This is a genomic window from Pseudonocardia sp. MH-G8 (genome assembly GCF_002262885.1).
In the GTDB taxonomy this organism is placed as follows: Bacteria; Actinomycetota; Actinomycetes; order Mycobacteriales; family Pseudonocardiaceae; genus Pseudonocardia.
Map to the genome: position 1 here is coordinate 133,778 of NZ_NKYF01000019.1, position 18,073 is coordinate 151,850.

At 72.6% G+C, this 18,073-nt stretch carries 15 protein-coding genes; 7 read left to right on the forward strand and 8 right to left on the reverse strand.

Annotation, left to right across the window (positions count from 1 at the left end; all coding sequences use genetic code 11):
* The first annotated feature begins 171 nt into the window (after nt 1-171).
* Nucleotides 172-582 (forward strand): STAS domain-containing protein, encoded by a 411-nt coding sequence (locus CFP66_RS31940; RefSeq protein ID WP_094928939.1) that lies wholly within the window; start codon nt 172-174, stop codon nt 580-582.
* Here CFP66_RS31940 and CFP66_RS31945 read toward each other — a convergent pair.
* From CFP66_RS31945 to CFP66_RS31975, 7 genes are all read right to left on the reverse strand, one after another.
* Nucleotides 575-2,155 (reverse strand): fused response regulator/phosphatase, encoded by a 1,581-nt coding sequence (locus CFP66_RS31945; protein ID WP_094928940.1) that lies wholly within the window; start codon nt 2,153-2,155, stop codon nt 575-577. The genes CFP66_RS31940 and CFP66_RS31945 overlap by 8 nt on opposite strands.
* Nucleotides 2,152-3,948, reverse strand: a complete 1,797-nt coding sequence (locus tag CFP66_RS31950; RefSeq protein WP_158228282.1) for an ATP-binding protein — start codon at nt 3,946-3,948, stop codon at nt 2,152-2,154. Before CFP66_RS31950 ends, CFP66_RS31945 begins: the two co-directional genes overlap by 4 nt.
* Nucleotides 3,945-4,985 carry an ATP-binding SpoIIE family protein phosphatase gene (locus tag CFP66_RS31955; protein WP_094928942.1) on the reverse strand — a complete coding sequence of 347 codons (1,041 nt, stop codon included), beginning with the start codon at nt 4,983-4,985 and terminating at the stop codon, nt 3,945-3,947. The genes CFP66_RS31950 and CFP66_RS31955 overlap by 4 nt, the downstream gene beginning before the upstream one ends.
* Entirely contained in the window at nt 4,973-5,383 is a 411-nt protein-coding gene (locus tag CFP66_RS31960; RefSeq protein WP_094928943.1) for an ATP-binding protein, read from the reverse strand. The genes CFP66_RS31955 and CFP66_RS31960 overlap by 13 nt, the downstream gene beginning before the upstream one ends.
* Nucleotides 5,380-5,820 carry an STAS domain-containing protein gene (locus tag CFP66_RS31965; protein WP_369805222.1) on the reverse strand — a complete coding sequence of 147 codons (441 nt, stop codon included), beginning with the start codon at nt 5,818-5,820 and terminating at the stop codon, nt 5,380-5,382. Before CFP66_RS31965 ends, CFP66_RS31960 begins: the two co-directional genes overlap by 4 nt.
* A complete protein-coding gene (locus CFP66_RS31970) occupies nt 5,820-6,665 on the reverse strand; it encodes an STAS domain-containing protein (protein WP_094928944.1) in 846 nt (281 codons plus the stop codon). The genes CFP66_RS31965 and CFP66_RS31970 overlap by 1 nt, the downstream gene beginning before the upstream one ends.
* Nucleotides 6,666-6,918: 253 nt before the next feature.
* Nucleotides 6,919-9,732, reverse strand: a complete 2,814-nt coding sequence (locus tag CFP66_RS31975; RefSeq protein ID WP_094928945.1) for an aconitate hydratase — start codon at nt 9,730-9,732, stop codon at nt 6,919-6,921.
* A gap of 346 nt (nt 9,733-10,078) precedes the next feature.
* Here CFP66_RS31975 and CFP66_RS31980 point away from each other — a divergent pair, with 346 nt between their 5' ends.
* On the forward strand, nt 10,079-11,383 hold the full coding sequence (locus CFP66_RS31980; protein WP_094928946.1) for an NlpC/P60 family protein: 1,305 nt from the start codon (nt 10,079-10,081) through the stop codon (nt 11,381-11,383).
* Between the two features lie 18 nt (nt 11,384-11,401).
* On the opposite strand, the gene CFP66_RS31985 is transcribed toward CFP66_RS31980, so the two are convergent.
* Nucleotides 11,402-13,150: a pyruvate dehydrogenase gene (locus CFP66_RS31985; protein ID WP_094928947.1), complete on the reverse strand. Its 1,749-nt coding sequence runs from the start codon at nt 13,148-13,150 to the stop codon at nt 11,402-11,404.
* Between the two features lie 197 nt (nt 13,151-13,347).
* Between CFP66_RS31985 and CFP66_RS31990 the strand changes: the two genes are divergently transcribed.
* The 5 genes from CFP66_RS31990 to fabI all read left to right on the forward strand — a co-directional run bounded on the left by CFP66_RS31990 (nt 13,348) and on the right by fabI (nt 18,073).
* Nucleotides 13,348-14,385, forward strand: coding sequence for a MoxR family ATPase (locus CFP66_RS31990; protein ID WP_094928948.1), 1,038 nt, complete (start codon nt 13,348-13,350; stop codon nt 14,383-14,385).
* A 116-nt stretch (nt 14,386-14,501) separates the two neighbouring features.
* Nucleotides 14,502-15,380: a DUF58 domain-containing protein gene (locus CFP66_RS31995; RefSeq protein ID WP_094928949.1), complete on the forward strand. Its 879-nt coding sequence runs from the start codon at nt 14,502-14,504 to the stop codon at nt 15,378-15,380.
* The gene (locus CFP66_RS32000) at nt 15,381-16,367 is read left to right on the forward strand and encodes a VWA domain-containing protein (protein ID WP_094928950.1); all 987 of its coding nucleotides are present in this window, start codon (nt 15,381-15,383) and stop codon (nt 16,365-16,367) included.
* A 186-nt stretch (nt 16,368-16,553) separates the two neighbouring features.
* Nucleotides 16,554-17,264 (forward strand): 3-oxoacyl-ACP reductase FabG, encoded by a 711-nt coding sequence (gene fabG, locus CFP66_RS32005; RefSeq protein ID WP_094928951.1) that lies wholly within the window; start codon nt 16,554-16,556, stop codon nt 17,262-17,264.
* Between the two features lie 32 nt (nt 17,265-17,296).
* Nucleotides 17,297-18,073, forward strand: coding sequence for an enoyl-ACP reductase FabI (fabI, locus tag CFP66_RS32010; protein ID WP_094928952.1), 777 nt, complete (start codon nt 17,297-17,299; stop codon nt 18,071-18,073).

Consider the following 18,073-nt stretch of genomic DNA (forward strand, 5'->3'; position numbering starts at 1 on the left):
AGCAGGGCGACGGGCGGCCCGCCGCGGAGGCAATCCTCCGCGTCAACGATTCATTGACGCCATCGAAACGGCAATGTATCGAGGACGACAACCACGAGCAGATCGCTCCCGGATCCCGATCCGGTGTCCTAGAGTGGCCGGTCCCTGCTGACGCCGAGCACAGGAGGACCCATGAACGAAGTGGGGAACGAGGCCGCACCCGTCGAGGTCGAGGTCGATGTCGAGGTCGTCCGGGAGGCCGGCGCCGTCGTGGTCGTCGTCTCCGGCGAGGTCGACCTGTCGACCGGGAGCGAGCTCCTCGACGCGCTGATCTCCGAGGTGGACCGGCATCAGGGTGGGGGCCCGCTCATCGTCGATCTCGACGGCGTCCGGTTCCTGTCCTCGGCGGGTCTCTCGGCCCTCGCCCAGGCAGATCGTGCGGCGCGGGAGCGCGAGGTCGACCTGCGGGTGGTCTCGAGCAGCCGGGTCACCTTGCGGCCACTACAGATCACCGGGCTGACCGGCAGGCTCGCGGTGTTCGCCGACAGGGCCGACGCGATGGCCTACGGGTCGGCCGACGCGCCGTCGCGGCGGATCAGTTGACGGCGGGTGCGGGCTTCCGGATCACGAGCAGCGCGATGTCGTCCGACCGACGGTCGAACCGTTCGAGGAGCTGCGTGCACAGCTCCTCGGGTTCGGTGTCGAGGCAGACCGCGCCCCGCAGCTCCTCGAGCGAATCGTCCAGGTCGATGCTCGGTGCCTCGATGAGCCCGTCGGTGACGAGGACGATCGACCAGGCCGGCGGCAGGGTGTGTACCGAGCTCGCACGCTTCGGGACGCCCAGCCCGAGCATGGCCCCGTACACCTCCAGGTACTCGCCGCCGCCGTCGTGGACGAGCAGCGGGGGCAGGTGGCCCGCGTTGGCGATCCGCACCTCGTTGCGGCTCCGGTCGAGCAGCAGCAGGCAGAGGGTGGCGAATTCCGAGGGGTGGTAGCGGGCCAGCATGCGTTCGAGCCTGCGGAGGATCTCGGCCGGGTCGTCGTCGTCCACGGCGTAGGCCCGCAACGCGTGGCGCAGCTCGACCATCACCGTGGCCGCGTGGATCGAGTGCCCGGCGACGTCGCCGATCGCGATGAGGGTCCGGTCGGCGTCGAGCCCGATGAGCTCGTAGAAGTCGCCGCCGATCTCGGCGTTGTCGGCCGCCGGGACGTAGCGCACGGCGGTCTCGAGGCCCTCCGCCCGGGGAGGTTCGCTCGGCAGGAAGCTGCGTTGCAGGGTGAGCGCGAGGTTGTGCTCCTCGGTGTGGAGGCGCAGCGCGTCGGTCGCGAGCATCGCGGCCCGTCCGAGCTGGATGAGCAGGCTCTCCTGCTCGTCGGTGAGCGGGGACAGCCGCACGGCGATGCACAGGGGCGACCTGTCGTGGCGGGGGGACAGCAGCAGTGCCTCCCACTCGCCGGTTCCGTCGGGCGCTTCCTCCGGGAGGAGCCGGCGCCGGACGGTGGGCGTACCGGGCTGGGGGGCGTGGACCGTCAGGTCGTCCAGCAGCTGCCGTGGTGCCGGGGGCGGCGTGGTGCCGATCGGCCGGTCGCCCGCGAGCGCGCGCAGGGGCTGTCCGTCCGGGGCGGGCACGAGCGCCATCGCCCGGGTGTCGAAGATGTCGGAGGCTCCGGCGGCGATGGCCGCGGTGAGCCGGTCGAAGCCGGTGGCGGCGTGCATGGCGTGGGTGGCGTGCTCCAGCCGGGCGAGCCGGACGGCGAGATCCTCGGCGGCGGCCCGGGCCCGGTAGTAGCGCAGCACCGAGTGGACCGTGGCCAGCAGCTCGTCGGGCTCGACCGGTTCGGTCAGGTAGGCGTCGGCGCCCCGGTTGAGCCCGCGCGCCCGGTCCGCGCCCCGGATCGAGGTGGCAGACAGGTGGATGACCGGCTGCATCATCGAGGGGTCGTTCTTGATGTGGTCGCACACGTCGAGGCCGCTCATGTCGGGCAGGCCGACGTCGAGCACGACGAGATCGACCCGCTCGTTCTTCAGCACGCCCAGTGCCCCACCACCGGTGCCGGCCTCCAGCACCTCGTACCCGTGGCGCCTCAGCCAGCTGCCGGAGATGTACCGGCTGGCCGGGTTGTCGTCGACGACGAGGACGACCCCCTGGCGCTCCCCGCCGTCCCCGGCCGTCACGGCGGCCCTCCGACGAGGCGGGCGGCCGCCGCCGCGGCGTGCAGCAGGAGCTCGGGTGTGAAGGAGGACTTCCCGACGACCACCGTGGTGGCGGCGAGCCGGGCGCGGTGCGCGCCGTCGAGATCCGCGGAGGTGACGATCACAACCGGCACGTCGTCGAGGTCGGCGTCGCGACGCATCTCGTCGAGGACCGCGGATCCGTCGGGCGGGGGGATGTCCAGATCGAGCATCACGAGGTCGGGCCGTTCGGCGCGCATCGCGCGCAGCGCCGCCGCGCCGTCCTCCGCGTCGATGACCCGGTCGGCGTAGGGCCCGAGTGCCCCGTGCGCGATCTCCCGGAATCCGGGGTCGTCGTCGACCACGAGCACGCGGTGGTAGCGCCCGGCCGGGGTCGCATCGGCCCGCATCGGCATCCGGAACGTGACGGTGGTGCCCGTGCCCGGCTCGCTCTGCAGGTCGAGGGCGCCACCGAGAACACCCGCGAGCCTGCCCGCATGGGGCAGCCCCAGGCCGGAGCCGCTGCGGTGGCGCTGCAGGGGTCCGGGCACCTGGTGGAACTCCTCGAAGACACGTTCCCGGTGCTCGGGCGGGATGCCGATGCCGGTGTCGGCCACGACGATCTCGACCATGTCGCCGTCCTGCTGGACGCCGGCCGTGCATCGCACCCGGCCCCGCTCGGTGAACTCCACGGCGTTGCTCACGAGGTTGCGCAGGATCTGGCCGAGGAGCCCGGGGTCGGTCCACAGGACGACCGGCGGGTCCGGCGCCTCCACCACGAGATCGACCTCGGGGGAGGTCACCATGGGCTGCAGCGACGCCTCCAGGTGGCCGAGCACGGTGCCCAGGTCGGTGAGCCGGGGGCGGATCTCGATCTGGCCCGCTTCGGCCTTCGCGACGTCGAGCAGCTCGTTCACCAGCGACAGCAGCGTCGCGCCCGAGTCCCTGATCAGCTCGACCCGGTGGCGCTGCTCGCTTGTGATCGGGTCGGACCCGGGGTCGAGCAGCAGCCGCGACAGCCCGATCACCGAGTTCAGCGGCGTGCGCAGCTCGTGGCTCACGTTCCTCCAGAACCGCGTCTTGCTCTCGTTCACCTCCTGGAGCCGCCCGGTCGCCTCGTCGAGCTCCGCGTACAGGGCGACGACGCCCTGGTTGGTCTTCTCCAGCTCCTCGGAGAGCTCCGCGTGCAACGCCAGCACACCGCGGTTGGTCTCCTCGAGCTCGGCGTTCGCCCGCAGCAGGTCCTCCTGGCGGGCCCGCAGGTCGTCGAGGGTGGAGAGCAGGTCCTGGTTCTGGATGCGCAGCCCGTCGAGGGCGTTGCCCGGGCGCACGTCCCTGCACGCGCTGCGGAGGGTGGCGATCCGCTGCGGCGTGAGCGCCTCCGAGCCGGGAGGCAGCTTCTTGGCCAGCACCACCGACCCGCCGTCGGCGTGCCATGTGAGGTCGCAGCCGTCGGTCAGGCGAGCGGCCGCCGCGATACCGTCGACGGCGGCCAGCGCGTCGTGGTCGCGGGCGCCGCCGAGCCGCCCCGACCACGTCGCCGTGATCAACAGCGCCGGGCGCGGCTGCGCCGCCATCGCGATCGTCACCGTGGTGGGTGCGTCGAGGCCGGCGAGCTCCCTGGTCAGCTCGCTGATGGCGGTGGCCACCCGGACCTGGTCCTGGTTCTCCAACCCGACGATCGCGGCGACGTCGCGCCCGCGCTGCCTGGCGAGGAAGACGTCGTGCTCGGTGACGATGCGCAGGCCGACGAGCTCGTGCCGCTCGGCGGTCGTCGTCGCGGCGGTCGTCGTCATGGCCCGGCCCTCCCCACCAGCACGCATGCATCGTCGCGTCGGACGCCGGCGTCGCGCAGCAGCACCGCGGCGAGGAGCAGGGGCGTGCGATCGAGCAGCCCCCGCGTCTCGATCCCCGCCCATCGAGACCGCACGCCGTCGGAGTGCATCACGACGACCGCGTCCGGTGGGAGCGGGTACTCGAACGTCCGGACGATCGGGTCACGGTACCCGGCGACCCCGCCGACGGAGACCATGCTGCGTTTGCCCCCGTCGTCGAGCACCGCGCCCGAGACGTTCCCGATCCCGGCGAACCGGACGATCCCGGCTCCGGCGTCGAGCTCCGCCACCGACGCCGCGGCGCCCCGGGTGCCGGCGAGCACACCGTGGATCCGCCGCAGGACCGCGGCCGGGGGCGAGGCCGGCTGCAGCGGGTCCTCGAAGGTCCGCACGGCCTCCCGGGCGGCGGACGCGGCGAGCGGGCCGTGGCCGGAGCCGTCGCAGACCAGGAACGACACCCCTGCCTCGTGGGTCCGCACGGCGTAGGCGTCGCCGCACAGCGACTCGCCGGACAGCGCGCGGGTGATGCCGGCGGCGTCGACGGCGGGTGCCGGGTGATCGCCGGCGTCGAGCCGCGGCCCGTCGAACCGGGCGACCAGCACCGTCCCGCGACCCGGCTCCGAGCTGATGTCCAGGAAGTCGGCGAGGCGGCCGATGGCGCCGAGCCCGATGCCGAGCGTCCCCGCGGCCGAGCTCCCGTCGCGCCGCGCCGCGTGCAGGTCGGGGATCCCCGGTCCGCCGTCGATCGCGACCACCTCGACCGCGGCGCCGGCCAGCCCGCGGACGGCCCGCAGCGCCACCGCGCCGCCGCCGCCGTGGCGGTGGACGTTGGACGCGATCTCGGTGACCGCGAGCCCGACGTCGGCGACCCGGCCGACGCGCAGCCCCAGCGTCGCGGCCAGCTGCTCGGCGGCCCGTCGGGCCCTGCCGACCGCACTCGGGTCGTCGACGGTGAGCCACGCGACGTCCTCGACGTGCGGGTCGGCTACCGGGTCCACTTCACCACCGTGACCGTGGTTCCCTGCCCGAGGGCCGAGGTGAGGTCGAACTCGTCGACGAGCCGGCGCGAACCGCCCAGCCCGAGACCGAGACCGGTTCCGGTCGTGTAGCCGTCGGACAGGGCCTGCTCGACGTCGGCGATGCCCGGCCCGGAATCGCTGAACCGCGCCCGCACGCCACGCCTGCCGTCGCTCTCGACGACCTCGACGTGCGCCCTGCCTGCGCCGCCGTGCACGAGGGTGTTGCGGGCGAGCTCGCTCGCGGCTGTCACCAGCTTCGTCTGGTCCACCAGGGACAGTTTCACCGCAGTGGCCTTGAGCCGCACGAGCTGCCGGACCCGGACGACGTCGTCGCCGGTGCGGATCTCCAGCTCGTCGGCCGTGTCGGCGGGGGTCACCGGTCCGGCGGGGTGGACCGGGCCCTGCCGGTGTCCACGTCCGCGGGCACGTCGTCGGCGTCGACCACGCGGAGCCCACGCTCCGCGCCCGGGCGGCGCAGGATCGCCAGTCCGCGTTCCAGGTCGAGCGCCGTACGCACGCCCTCGAGCGACAGGCCGAGCTCGACGAGCGTGATGGCCACCGCGGGCCGCATGCCGACCACGACGGCCTCCGCGTCGAGGATCCTGGAGAGCGAGGCGACGGTGGCGAACATGCGCCCGATGAAGGAGTCGACGATCTCGACCGCCGAGATGTCGATCACGACACCGGTGGCGCCGGTGGCGACGATCCGCTCGGCCAGGTCCTCCTGCAGGGCCAGCACGGACTCGTCCTGCAGGTCGACCTGGATCGACACCAGCAGGGCGTCGCCCAGCGACAGGATCGGCACGCGGTCCATCAGTCCGTCCTCGCCCGGTGCCGCCGCACCACCTCCACGCCGCTGCCGCGCAGGGCGTGCAGCAGCGCATCGGCCAGCGTCGCCTTCGTCGGGATGTCGCCGAACTCGATGCCGAGCGCGACGATCGTCTGCGCGATCTGCGGCCGGATGCCGGAGATCGTGCACTCCGCGCCCATCAACCGCGCCGCGACGACGGTCTTGAGCAGGTGCTGGGCGACCTCGGTGTCGACGGCAGGCACCCCGGTGATGTCGATGATCGCGTGCTCCGAGCCGGTGTCCACCAGCGTCTGGAGCAGCTTCTCCGTGACGACCTGGGTGCGGCCGGAGTCGAGCGTGCCGATCAGGGGGACGGCCAGGACACCGTCCCACAGCTTCACGACGGGCGTACTGAGCTCGAGGAGCTGCTCCGCCTGCTCGGAGATCACCTGCTCCCGGGCGCGGGTGATGTGCGCGACCATCAGCAGCCCCAGCGCGTCGGTCCAGCGGGAGACCGTCATGAACGTCTCCGGCGTCTGGTCGCCCTTGAGCGCCATCGCGAGGAGCGGCTCCTTGAGCGCGAACATGACCGCGGCGGTCTCGCTCGGGACGAACCCGCTCCGGGCCCGCAGGCGCGCGAGGTCGGCGATCATGGCGCGGACAGGTGCGTAGGCCTCCGCGTGGACGTCGAGGCCTGCGTCGGTGAGTGCGGGCGGCAGTGTGCGCAGCAACTCACCGCAGTTGTGCTCGAGCTCGGCCCGCGTGACGCGACCCCCGTACGCGTCGGCCGCGGCCACCGCCCACCGCCGGGTCAGCTCCGGCTCGTTGTCGGCCACCAGTTGCCGGAGCCATCGCTCCACATCAGCCATTGCTGCACCTCACACGTCGTCTATCAGCAACATCATGCATGACGCCTGCGTGAGCGCACTCCCTGCCGGTGCGTGGGCGAACGCTCGGCGACGTCGAGATGACGATGGAGTGAACGGTGTTTTCGATATGACACGATCTGGCGGCGGTATTCGTGCCACGCCGGAACGGGGTGAGCACGCAGCGTCACGACGCGAAAGACCGCGGCGGGCGACCCGTACCGGGTCGCCCGCCGCCGCCGTGGAGCCGGAGGTGTCAGCCGCGCAGCATCCCGCGCAGCACGTACTGCATGATCCCGCCGTTGCGGTAGTACTCCGCCTCGCCGGGGGTGTCGATGCGGACCACCGCGTCGAACTCGACGGTCTCGCCCGACTCCTTCGTGGCCGTCACGTGCACGGTGCGCGGGGTGGGGCCCTCGTTCATCGCCGTGACGCCGCTGACGGCGAAGGTCTCGGTGCCGTCCAGGCCCAGCGACTGCACCGACTCACCCTCGGGGAACTGCAGCGGCAGCACGCCCATGCCGATCAGGTTGGAGCGGTGGATGCGCTCGTAGCTCGCCACGATGACGGCGCGGACACCGAGCAGCGCGGTGCCCTTCGCCGCCCAGTCGCGCGAGGAGCCCGAGCCGTACTCCTTGCCGCCGAGGATCACCAGCGGCGTGTCCTGGGCGGCGTAGTTCTGCGCGGCGTCGTAGATGAACGCCTGCGGGCCGCCGTCCTGGGTGAAGTCGCGGGTGTAGCCGCCGCTGACGTCCTCCAGCAGCTGGTTGCGCAGCCGGATGTTGGCGAACGTCCCGCGGATCATCACCTCGTGGTTGCCGCGCCGCGAGCCGTAGGAGTTGAAATCGCGCTTCTCCACGCCGTGCTCGCGCAGGTACTGCCCCGCGGGGGTGTCCTCCTTGATCGAGCCGGCCGGGGAGATGTGGTCGGTGGTGACCGAGTCGCCCAGCAGCGCGAGCACCCGGGCTCCTGCGATGTCCTGCACCGGCTCCGGGTCGGGCTCCATACCCTCGAAGTACGGGGGCTTGCGGACGTAGGTGGACTGCGGATCCCAGGCGAAGGTGTTGCCCTCCGGCGTGGGCAACGAGCGCCACCGCTCGTCGCCGGCGAAGACGTCGGCGTAGTCCTTGGTGAACATCTCCTGGTTGATCGCCGAGTCGATCGTGGTCTGCACGTCCTGGGCCGAGGGCCAGATGTCGCGCAGGTACACGTCGGCGCCGCTCGGGTCCCGGCCCAGCGGCTGGTTCTCGAAGTCGAAGTCCATCGTGCCGGCCAGGGCGTAGGCGATCACCAGCGGCGGCGACGCCAGGTAGTTCATCTTGACGTCCGGGTTGATCCGGCCCTCGAAGTTGCGGTTGCCCGACAGCACGGAGACGACCGAGAGGTCGGCCTCGTTGACCGCGGCCGAGATCTCGTCGGCGAGCGGGCCGGAGTTGCCGATGCAGGTGGTGCAGCCGTAGCCGACGAGGTGGTAGCCCAGCTTCTCCAGGTACGGCCAGAGACCGGCCTTCTCGTAGTAGTCGGTGACGACCTTGGAGCCCGGGGCCATCGACGTCTTCACCCACGGCTTGACGGCCAGGCCCTTGTCCACCGCGTTCTTGGCCAGCAGCGCCGCACCGAGCATCACCGACGGGTTGGAGGTGTTGGTGCACGAGGTGATCGAGGCGATCACGACGGCGCCGTGGTCGATCTCGAACGAGGCACCCTCGGGCGTGGTGACCGAGGTGGCCTTCGACGCGCGCCCGTGGGCACCCGTGGCTGCGCTGATCGGCGCGCGGGGTGCGCCGTTGCCGTTGCCGCTCGAGCTGTGCGCGGGGGAGTCGCTGGCGGGGAAGGACTCCTCGCTCGACTCGTCGACGGCCGACTGCAGGCCCGCGTCGTCGGCGCCGTGGTCGACGTAGTCGCGCAGCGCGCTGCGGAACGCCTCCTTGGACTCGGTGAGCGCGATCCGGTCCTGCGGGCGCTTCGGGCCGGCGATGGACGGCACGACCGTGGACAGGTCCAGCTCGAGCGTCTCGGAGAACACGGGCTCCCGCGACGGGTCGTGCCAGAGGCCCTGCTCCTTGGCGTAGGCCTCGACGAGCTCGATCTGCTCGCCGGAGCGCCCGGTGAGCTTCAGGTAGCGCACGGTCTCGTCGTCGATCGGGAAGATCGCGGCCGTGGAGCCGAACTCAGGGCTCATGTTGCCGATCGTGGCGCGGTTGGCCAGCGGCACAGCGCCGACGCCCTCGCCGTAGAACTCGACGAACTTGCCGACGACGCCGTGGCGACGCAGCATCTCGGTGATCGTCAGGACCACGTCGGTGGCGGTGGCGCCGGCCGGGATCTCGCCGGTGAGCTTGAAGCCGACCACGCGGGGGATGAGCATCGAGACGGGCTGGCCGAGCATGGCGGCCTCGGCCTCGATGCCACCGACGCCCCAGCCCAGCACACCGAGGCCGTTGACCATCGTGGTGTGCGAGTCGGTGCCGACGAGGGTGTCGGGGTAGGCCTGCCCGTTCCGGGTCATCACGACACGGGCGAGGTGCTCGATGTTGACCTGGTGCACGATGCCGGTGCCGGGCGGCACGACCTTGAACTCGCTGAACGCGCCCTGGCCCCAGCGCAGGAACTGGTAGCGCTCCTTGTTGCGCTGGTACTCGAAGTCGACGTTGCGCTCGAAGGCGTCCGGGCGCCCGAAGACGTCGATGATCACCGAGTGGTCGATCACCAGCTCGGCGGGGGCGAGCGGGTTGACCTTCGCCGGGTCGCCCCCGAGCTCGGTGACGGCCTCGCGCATGGTGGCCAGGTCGACGACGCAGGGCACGCCCGTGAAGTCCTGCATCACCACGCGCGCCGGGGTGAACTGGATCTCGGTGTCCGGCTCGGCGTTCGGGTCCCAGCCGGCGAGGGCGCGGACGTGGTCGGCGGTGACGTTCGCGCCGTCCTCGGTGCGCAGGAGGTTCTCCAGCAGCACCTTGAGGCTGAACGGCAGCCGCTCGGCGCCGTCGACGGCCGACAGCCGGAAGATCTCGTGCTCGGCCCCGCCGGCCCGGATGGTTCCTCTCGCCCCGAAGCTGTCGGTGCTCATGCGCCGACCTCGCTGCGTTCGGCTGCCGCGTTCACGCGGGCGGGGCCGATGATTCGGTCGCTGCGCTCCCTCATGAGTGGACTGTCCTCCTGGCGGTGGTGGGCGCTCTGGATCGGTTCCCGGAGTCTCGCGCACCGACACGCTCCCGGTACGACGGGCCCCGCACTCGTAAACAGTACGCTTGTCCGGTTATTTGGTCGAGTCGCCCCCTCTCCTGCTCCCGGTCCACCGATGTGGTGGAAGTTGCCCCCGGTGCGGGTGTGGCGCCGGGTGCGGGAGCTCCCGGAGTGGCACAGTGCGATCGCTCCTCACGCGTAGTGATCCATCTCGGACGGAGGTCGGTCTCGTGCAGGGAACCGGGCGCCGGTCGGTGCGCGTCCTCGTGCTGGTCCTGCTGTTCGGGCTGCTGAGCGGGACGACGGCCGTGGCGCAGGAGCCGCCACCACCGCCCAACCCGAGCGACGACGACCTGCTGCGCAGCCAGGAGAGCGTGGACGGGCGGGCCGGCGAGGTGGCGCGGCTGACCGCCGAGCTGGCGGAGCTCGACAGCCAGGCCGACGACCTGCAGATCGAGCTCGCGTCCCAACGTGAGAACGCCTCGGCGGCACTGGCGGACCTGCAGGCCGCCCAGGACGCCGCCGCAGCCGCCGCGGCGCGTGCCGAGGACGCCCGCGTGCAGACCGAGGCCGCGACCGTGGCGATCGACGAGGCGCGGGCACGACTGGACGACTTCGTCGCCGTCACCTACCAGCAGGGCCTCGACACCGGCCCGCTCGGCCTGCTCACCGACGCCACCAGTCCCGAGGACTTCCTCGCGCGCGCGGAGTACGCAGACCTCATCGCCCGCACGCAGCTGCAGGCGCAGGACGGGCTGGAGCGCGCCCGCGTCGGCAAGGCGAACGCCGACTCGACAGCCCGCGCCGCCCTCGAGGAGGCCCGCGACCTCGAGGAGGACGCCGAGACGGCGAAAAGCGTGGCCGACGAGGCGCTGGCCGCGGCGCAGGAGGCGTCGCGGGTCCAGGCGGAGAAGCTCGCCGGAGTGGCCGCGCAGCGCGGGCGGGTGCAGGAGCTGCTGGCCGCGGCGGAGGCGGCCGACGCCGGTCTGCACGCGCAGCGGCAGCGGTTCGGCGAGTGGCAACGCCGGATGGAGGCCGAGCGGGCGGCGCGGCAGCGCGCCGAGCGGGAGGCCGCGACGGCGCGCCTGGCGTCCGAGGAACGGTCGTCCGGATTGCGGGGCACGGCGGCCGTGCAGCGCGTGGTCGACCGGGCCATGTCGCAGATCGGTGTGCAGTACGTCTGGGGCGGGGGCACCGGCCGCGGCCCGAGCACGGGGATCCCGGACGCGTTCGGGTCCTCGCTCGACCGCGTCGGCTTCGACTGCTCGGGGCTCATGCTCTACGCCTTCAACGGCGCGGGCGTGGACCTGCCGCGCGTGAGCCGCAACCAGTTCCACGCGGGCCGCAAGGTGCCGATCGACGACATCCGCGCCGGCGACATGGTCTTCTACCGCGACGGCGGCGACCCGATCCACCACGTGGCGATGTACGTCGGGGACGGGAAGATGATCGAGGCCCCGTACACCGGTGCGAGCGTGCGCGTCGTCCCGCTGCGCACGAGGGACCTGCTGCCCGAGGCCACCCGAGTGCTCTGACCGGGCGGCCCGCGCCGGTCAGGGGCGGGGGATGTTGCGCAGGTTGGACCGGGCCAGCGCGAGCATCTTCCCGACCCCGCCGCCGAGCACGGTGCGGCCGACGGCGAGCGCGAAGCCGCGCACCTCGCCCGCGGTGAGGGTGGGCGGCATCGAGAGCGCGTTGGGGTCGGTGACCAGGTCCAGCAGCGCCGGGCCCGGGTGGGCGAGCACCTCGCGGATGCCGTCGGCCACCTCACCGGGCTGCTCCACGCGCCGCGCGTGCAGGCCCGCGCCACGGGCGATCGCGGCGAAGTCGACGTGGTCGTGGTCGGTCTCGAACTCGGGGAAGCCGTCGACGAGCATCTCGAGCTTGACCATGCCCAGCGACGAGTTGTTGAAGACGATCACCTTGACCGGCAGCCGGTGGGTGCGCAGGGTCAGCAGCTCCCCGAGCAGCATCGCCAGCCCGCCGTCGCCGGCCATCGCGATCACCTGCCGGTCGGGGGCGGCGAACTGCGCACCGATGGCGTGGGGGAGCGCGTTGGCCATGCTGCCGTGCTTGAACGAGCCGAGGATCCGCCGCCTGCCGTTCGGGGTGATGTAGCGGGCGGCCCACACGTTGCACATCCCGGTGTCGCTGGTGACGATCGCGTCGTCGTCTGCCAGCTCGTCGAGCACGTCGGCGGCGTACTCGGGGTGGATGGGCACCTGGTGCGCCACGTCGCGGGTGTAGGCCTCCACCACCCGGCTCAGCGCCCGCTCGTGGCGGCGCAGCATGTCGTGCAGGAACCCGCGGTCGGTCTTGCGGGTGAGCTTGGGCAGCACCGCGCGGACGGTCTCGCCGACATCGCCGACCACGCCCAGCTCCAGGGGCGTCCGGCGGCCGAGCTGGGTGGGGTCGATGTCGACCTGCACGGTGCGGGCCTGGGGGAGGAACGCGTCGTAGGGGAAGTCGGTGCCCAGCAGCAGCACCAGGTCGGCGCCGTGCATCGCCTCGTGGCAGGCGCCGTACCCCAGCAGCCCGCTCATCCCGACGTCGAACGGGTTGTCGTACTGGATGAACTCCTTGCCGCGCAGTGCGTGCCCTACGGGCGCGCCCAGCGCGTCGGCCAGCGCCATCACGTCGTCGTGGGCGTCCCGGCAGCCGGCGCCCGCCATGATCATGACGCGGTCGGCGGCGTCGAGCCGCGCGGCGAGCTCGTCGACCCCGGCGGCGTCGGGCACGACGCACGGCGGTCCGGCCTGCACCGCGCCGCGTCCCGTCTCGTGCACCGCGTCCTGCGCCGCGACGTCACCGGGCAGCACGAGGACGGACACGCCACCGCGGCCGAGCGCGTGTTGGACGGCCACCCGGGCCAACCGGGGCAGCTGGCCGGGCACGCTGATCATCTCGCAGTAGTGGGAGCACTCGACGAACAGCCGCTCGGGGTGGGTCTCCTGGAAGAAGTCGGTGCCGATCTGCGTGGTGGCGATGTGGGAGGCCAGTGCCAGCACCGGCGCTCCGGATCGGTTCGCGTCGTAGAGGCCCTGGATGAGGTGGGTGTTCCCGGGCCCGCAGCTTCCCGCGCAGACCGCGAGCCGGCCGGTGACCTGGGCCTCCGCCGCCGCGGCGAACGCACCGGCCTCCTCGTTGCGCACGTGGACCCAGTCGATGCCGCCGCGCGCCGATCCACCGCTGCGCCGGATCGCGTCGACGACGGGGTTCAGGCTGTCGCCGACCACCCCGTAGATGCGTTGTACCCCTGCCTGGGACAGGACCGCGACGAGCTGTTCCGCGACAGTAGGCATGCCCGCGACAGTAGCCATGCCCACGACTGCCCGGCGTCGGGCCGGTGAAACGGCGGGTGCCTCCGATGTCAACGAATCATTGACGCCATCGGATCGTCTCCCTTTCGTTGACCGCTCGCCGCTGACGCGGCGGCGGGCAACGACGGGAGAGGGCCGGGTTCACCGGCGTCTCACGGTCTGCGCGGTGGAATGGGGCGGTGAGCGTCCAGGAGTCCGTCCCGAGCCCGGCCCACGAGGGGGAGCGCCTCGAGCGCGTCGTCTTCGAGATCAAGCGCGTGATCGTCGGTCAGGACCGGCTGGTCGAGCGGATGCTCGTCGGCCTGCTGGCCCGCGGCCACCTGCTGCTCGAAGGCGTGCCGGGCGTGGCGAAGACGCTCGCCGTCGAGACCGTGGCGAAGGTCGTCGGCGGCACGTTCTCCCGCCTGCAGTTCACCCCCGACCTGGTGCCCGCCGACATCCTCGGCACGCGCATCTACCGGCAGGGGCGCGAGGAGTTCGACGTCGAGCTCGGCCCCGTCGTCGCCAACTTCGTGCTCGCCGACGAGATCAACCGCGCGCCGGCCAAGGTGCAGTCGGCCATGCTCGAGGTGATGGCCGAGCGGCACCTCTCGATCGGGGGCCGCAGCTACCCGATGCCCGACCCGTTCCTGGTGCTCGCCACCCAGAACCCGATCGAGAACGAGGGCGTCTACCCGCTGCCCGAGGCCCAGCGCGACCGGTTCCTGTTCAAGCTCATCGTCGAGTACCCGGGCGTGGAGGAGGAGCGGGAGATCGTCTACCGGATGGGCGCCGAGCCGCCCGTCGCGCAGCAGGTGATCGAGCCGGCCGAGCTCACCCGGCTGCAGCAGGTCGCCTCGCGCGTGTTCGTGCACCACGCCCTCGTCGACTACGTGGTGCGCCTCGTCGTGGCCACCCGCACCCCGGCCGAGCACGGTCTCACCGACATCGCGGGCTGGGTGTCCTACGGCGCCTCGCCACGCGCCACGCTGGGCATCGTGGCCGCCTCGCGGGCGCTCGCCCTGGTCCGCGGCCGCGACTACGTGCTCCCGCAGGACGTGCTCGACGTGGCCCCGGACGTGATGCGCCACCGGCTGGTGCTCTCCTACGACGCCGTGGCCGACCAGGTGCCGGTGGACCACATCATCTCGCGGGTCCTCGCGACGGTGCCGCTGCCGCAGGTCAGCGCGCGGCCGCAGGGTGGGCCGGCGCAGTACCCGGCGAGCAGCCCGGCGTGAGCCCGCCGGACGTCCAGGACGGTCGTCCGCCCGCCGGGAGCGGGCCGGAGGCCGGGGTTCCCGTAGCCGGGCGCCGGCGCGTGCCCATCGCGCCTCCCTCGTTCCGGGACGGTCGGATGGAGGCGGCGCTGCGCACCCTCGAGCTCGCGGTGCGGGGGCGGCTGGACGGTCTCCTGCAGGGCAACCACCTCGGCCTCGTTCCCGGACCGGGCAGCGAGCCGGGGGAGGCGCGCGACTACCAGCCCGGCGACGACGTGCGCCGCATGGACTGGGCGGTCACCGCCCGCACCACCGAGCCGCACGTGCGGGAGACGGTGGCCGACCGCGAGCTCGAGACGTGGGCCGTGCTGGACCTCTCGGCGAGCCTCGACTTCGGCACCGCGGCCTGCGAGAAGCGCGACCTGGCTCTCGCGGCGCTCGCCGCCGTCACCCACCTCACCCGCGGTGGCGGGAACCGGATCGGGGCGATCGTCGCCACCGGCGAGAAGGTGGTGCGCATCCCCGCCCGCGGCGGGATGGTGCACGCCCAAGGAATGCTGCGGCGCGTCGCGAGCACGCCGCGTGCGCCCGAGGGCACGCGGGGCGATCTCGCCACGGCGATCGAGCAGCTGCGCAGGCCGCCCCGCAGGCGCGGGCTCGCCGTCGTGATCTCGGACTTCCTCGGCGATCCGGTCTGGGAGCGCGCCCTGCGTGCGCTGTCCGCGCGTCACGAGCTGCTGGCCGTGGAGGTGCTGGATCCGCGCGAGATCGAGCTGCCCGACGTCGGCACCGTCGTGCTCGCCGACCCCGAGACCGGCCGGCAGCGCGAGGTGACGATCACACCGCTGCTGGCGCGGGAGTTCGCCGCGGCCGCCGCCGAGCACCGCGAGCAGGTGGCGGCGGCGCTGCGGCGCTGCGGGGCGGCCCACCTGACGCTGCGCACCGACTCGGACTGGATCGCCGACGTCGTGCGGTTCGTGCTCGCCCGCAAGCGCACGTGGTCGGGAGGGCGCTGAATGTTCTCGCACCCCTGGTGGCTCCTGCTCCTGCTCGTCGTGGCCGCGCTGGCCGTCGGGTACGTGCTGCTGCTGCGCAGGCGCCGCCGGGACACGATCCGGTTCACCAACCTCGAGCTGCTCGAGCGGGTCGCGCCGAAGCGGCCCGGCTGGTACCGGCACGTGCCCGCCGCCGCGCTGATCGCCGCGCTCGCCGTGCTCACCGTGGCGCTGGCCGGGCCGATGGCCGAGGCGCGCGTGCCGCGCAACCGGGCCACGGTGGTCCTGGTGATCGACGTGTCGCTGTCGATGCAGGCCACGGATGTGGAGCCGAGCCGGCTCGCGGCCGCGCAGGTGGCCGCGAAGGACTTCGCCGACCAGCTCACGCCCGGCATCAACCTCGGCCTGGTGTCGTTCGCGGGCACGGCGGCCGTGCTCGTCTCGCCGACGCCGGACCGGGCGCCGGTGAAGCGGGCCGTCGACGGCCTGAAGCTGTCCGAGTCCACCGCCACCGGCGAGGCGATCTTCGCGGCGATGCAGTCGGTGGAGATGTTCTCGCAGGCCATCGCGGGCGCCGCTGCCGAGGGACCCCCGCCGGCGCGGATCGTGCTCATGAGCGACGGCAAGCAGACCGTCCCGGGCGGGGTCATGCCCGAGGAGGAGCCGCGCGGGGCGTTCACGGCGGCGCGGTCGGCGTCCGAGGCCGGGATCCCGGTCTCGACGATCTCGTTCGGCACCGACTACGGCACGATCGAGATCAACCCGGGGGAGCGCACGCCGGTGGCCGTCGACGACGCGTCGATGCGCCAGATCGCGGACCTGTCCGGCGGCCAGTTCTTCACGGCGGCGAGCGAGGACGAGCTGCGCCAGGTGTACGCGGAGCTGGGCGAGCAGATCGGCTACGAGGTGCGCCGCGTCGACACGAGCAGACCCTGGATGGCCGGCGGCGCCCTGCTCCTGGTGGCGGGCCTCGGCGCGGGACTGGCTCTGGGCCGCCGGTTGCCCTGACGAGACTGCGCCACGACACATCCACATCCAGACCCCGACTCGCGGCAGTCAGACCCCGACTCGCGGGGTGGGGGCTCACATCCCGCGAGTCGGGGTCTGAGTGCGTCCATGTCGCGCCCTGGCGCGGGGCCGTGCTTCGGGGAGGCTGGGTCGCCTGGCGGACCCGCGGGCCCATAGGGTGAGCGCGTGGGACGCAGCGTGCTGGTGACGGGTGGCAACCGCGGGATCGGGCTGGCGATCGCCCAGGCGTTCGCCGCGCAGGGGGACCAGGTGGCGGTGACCCACCGCAGCGGCGCCGACGGCCTGCCCGAGGAGCTGCTGCCGGTGCAGTGCGACGTCACGGACTCCGCCGCCGTCGATGCCGCGTTCACCGCGATCGAGGAGAAGCACGGGCCCGTCGAAGTGCTGGTCTCCAACGCCGGGATGAACGACGACACCCTGCTCATGCGGATGAGCGAGGACTCGTTCACGAAGGTCATCGACGCCAACCTCACCGCCGCCTACCGCGTGGCCAAGCGCGCCTCGAGGGGCATGTTGAAGGCCAGGAGCGGGCGGATGATCTTCATCTCCAGCGTCGTCGGGCTCACGGGGTCGGCCGGACAGGTGAACTACGCCGCGTCCAAGTCCGGCCTGGTCGGGCTCGCCCGTTCGATCGCCCGGGAGCTGGGCTCGCGGGGCATCACCGCCAACGTCGTGGCGCCCGGTTTCGTGGACACCGACATGACGCGCGCCCTGCCCGACGCGCGCCGCACCGAGATCCTCGGCCAGGTCCCGCTGGGCCGCTACGCCGACGCACGCGAGATCGCCTCCGCCGTCACGTGGCTGGGCTCCGAGGGTGCCGGGTACGTCACGGGGGCCGTGATCCCCGTCGACGGCGGCCTCGGCATGGGCCACTGACCCCCGCTCCGACCCCTTCACGAGAGGCTTCCATGGGACTGCTCGACGGCAAGCGCCTGCTCATCACCGGTGTGATCACCGACGCGTCGCTGGGTTTCCACGTCGCGAAGGTGGCGCAGGAGCAGGGCGCCCAGGTGGTGCTCACCGGGTTCGGCCGGATGCGCCTCGTCGAGCGGATCGCGCAGCGGCTGCCGCAGCCCGCGCCCGTCGTGGAGCTCGACGTCTCCGACCAGTCGCAGCTGGACAGCCTGGTCGAGCGGGTGTCGCCGCACCTGGGGGAGAACCCGGGGCTCGACGGCGTGCTGCACTCCATCGGGTTCGCCCCGGCGTCCTGCCTGGGCGAGGGCGCGTTCATGAGCGCCCCGTGGGAGGACGTCGCGCAGACGATCCAGGTGAGCGCGTACTCGTTCAAGTCCCTGTCCACGGCGCTGCTGCCGCTGCTCGGACCGGGCAGCTCGATCGTCGGGATGGACTTCGACAACCGCCAGGCCTGGCCCGCCTACGACTGGATGGGCGTCGCGAAGTCGACCCTGGAGTCGGTCACCCGCTACCTGGCGCGCGACCTCGGGCCGAAGGGGATCCGGGTCAACCTGTGCGCGGCCGGTCCGGTCCGCACGATGGCCGCGAAGTCGATCCCGGGCTTTGCGGCGTTCGAGGACGCCTGGGACGGGCGCGCCCCGCTGGGCTGGGACGTCAACGACCCGACGCCGGTGGCGAAGACGGTCTGCGCGATGCTCTCGGACTGGATGCCGGCCACCACGGGCTCGATGGTGTGGGCCGACGGCGGCTTCCACGCCATCGGTGTCTAA

Excerpts from the sequence above, each read along its gene's own strand:
- CFP66_RS31940 (WP_094928939.1), top strand. The coding sequence starts at position 172 with ATGAACGAAGTGGGGAACGAGGCCGCACCCGTCGAGGTCGAGGTCGAT.
- CFP66_RS31950 (WP_158228282.1), bottom strand. The coding sequence starts at position 3,948 with ATGACGACGACCGCCGCGACGACGACCGCCGAGCGGCACGAGCTCGTC.
- CFP66_RS31965 (WP_369805222.1), bottom strand. The coding sequence starts at position 5,820 with ATGGACCGCGTGCCGATCCTGTCGCTGGGCGACGCCCTGCTGGTGTCG.
- CFP66_RS31970 (WP_094928944.1), bottom strand. The coding sequence starts at position 6,665 with ATGGCTGATGTGGAGCGATGGCTCCGGCAACTGGTGGCCGACAACGAG.
- CFP66_RS31975 (WP_094928945.1), bottom strand. The coding sequence starts at position 9,732 with ATGAGCACCGACAGCTTCGGGGCGAGAGGAACCATCCGGGCCGGCGGG.
- CFP66_RS31985 (WP_094928947.1), bottom strand. The coding sequence starts at position 13,150 with ATGCCTACTGTCGCGGAACAGCTCGTCGCGGTCCTGTCCCAGGCAGGG.
- CFP66_RS31995 (WP_094928949.1), top strand. The coding sequence starts at position 14,502 with ATGGAGGCGGCGCTGCGCACCCTCGAGCTCGCGGTGCGGGGGCGGCTG.
- CFP66_RS32000 (WP_094928950.1), top strand. The coding sequence starts at position 15,381 with ATGTTCTCGCACCCCTGGTGGCTCCTGCTCCTGCTCGTCGTGGCCGCG.
- fabI (WP_094928952.1), top strand. The coding sequence starts at position 17,297 with ATGGGACTGCTCGACGGCAAGCGCCTGCTCATCACCGGTGTGATCACC.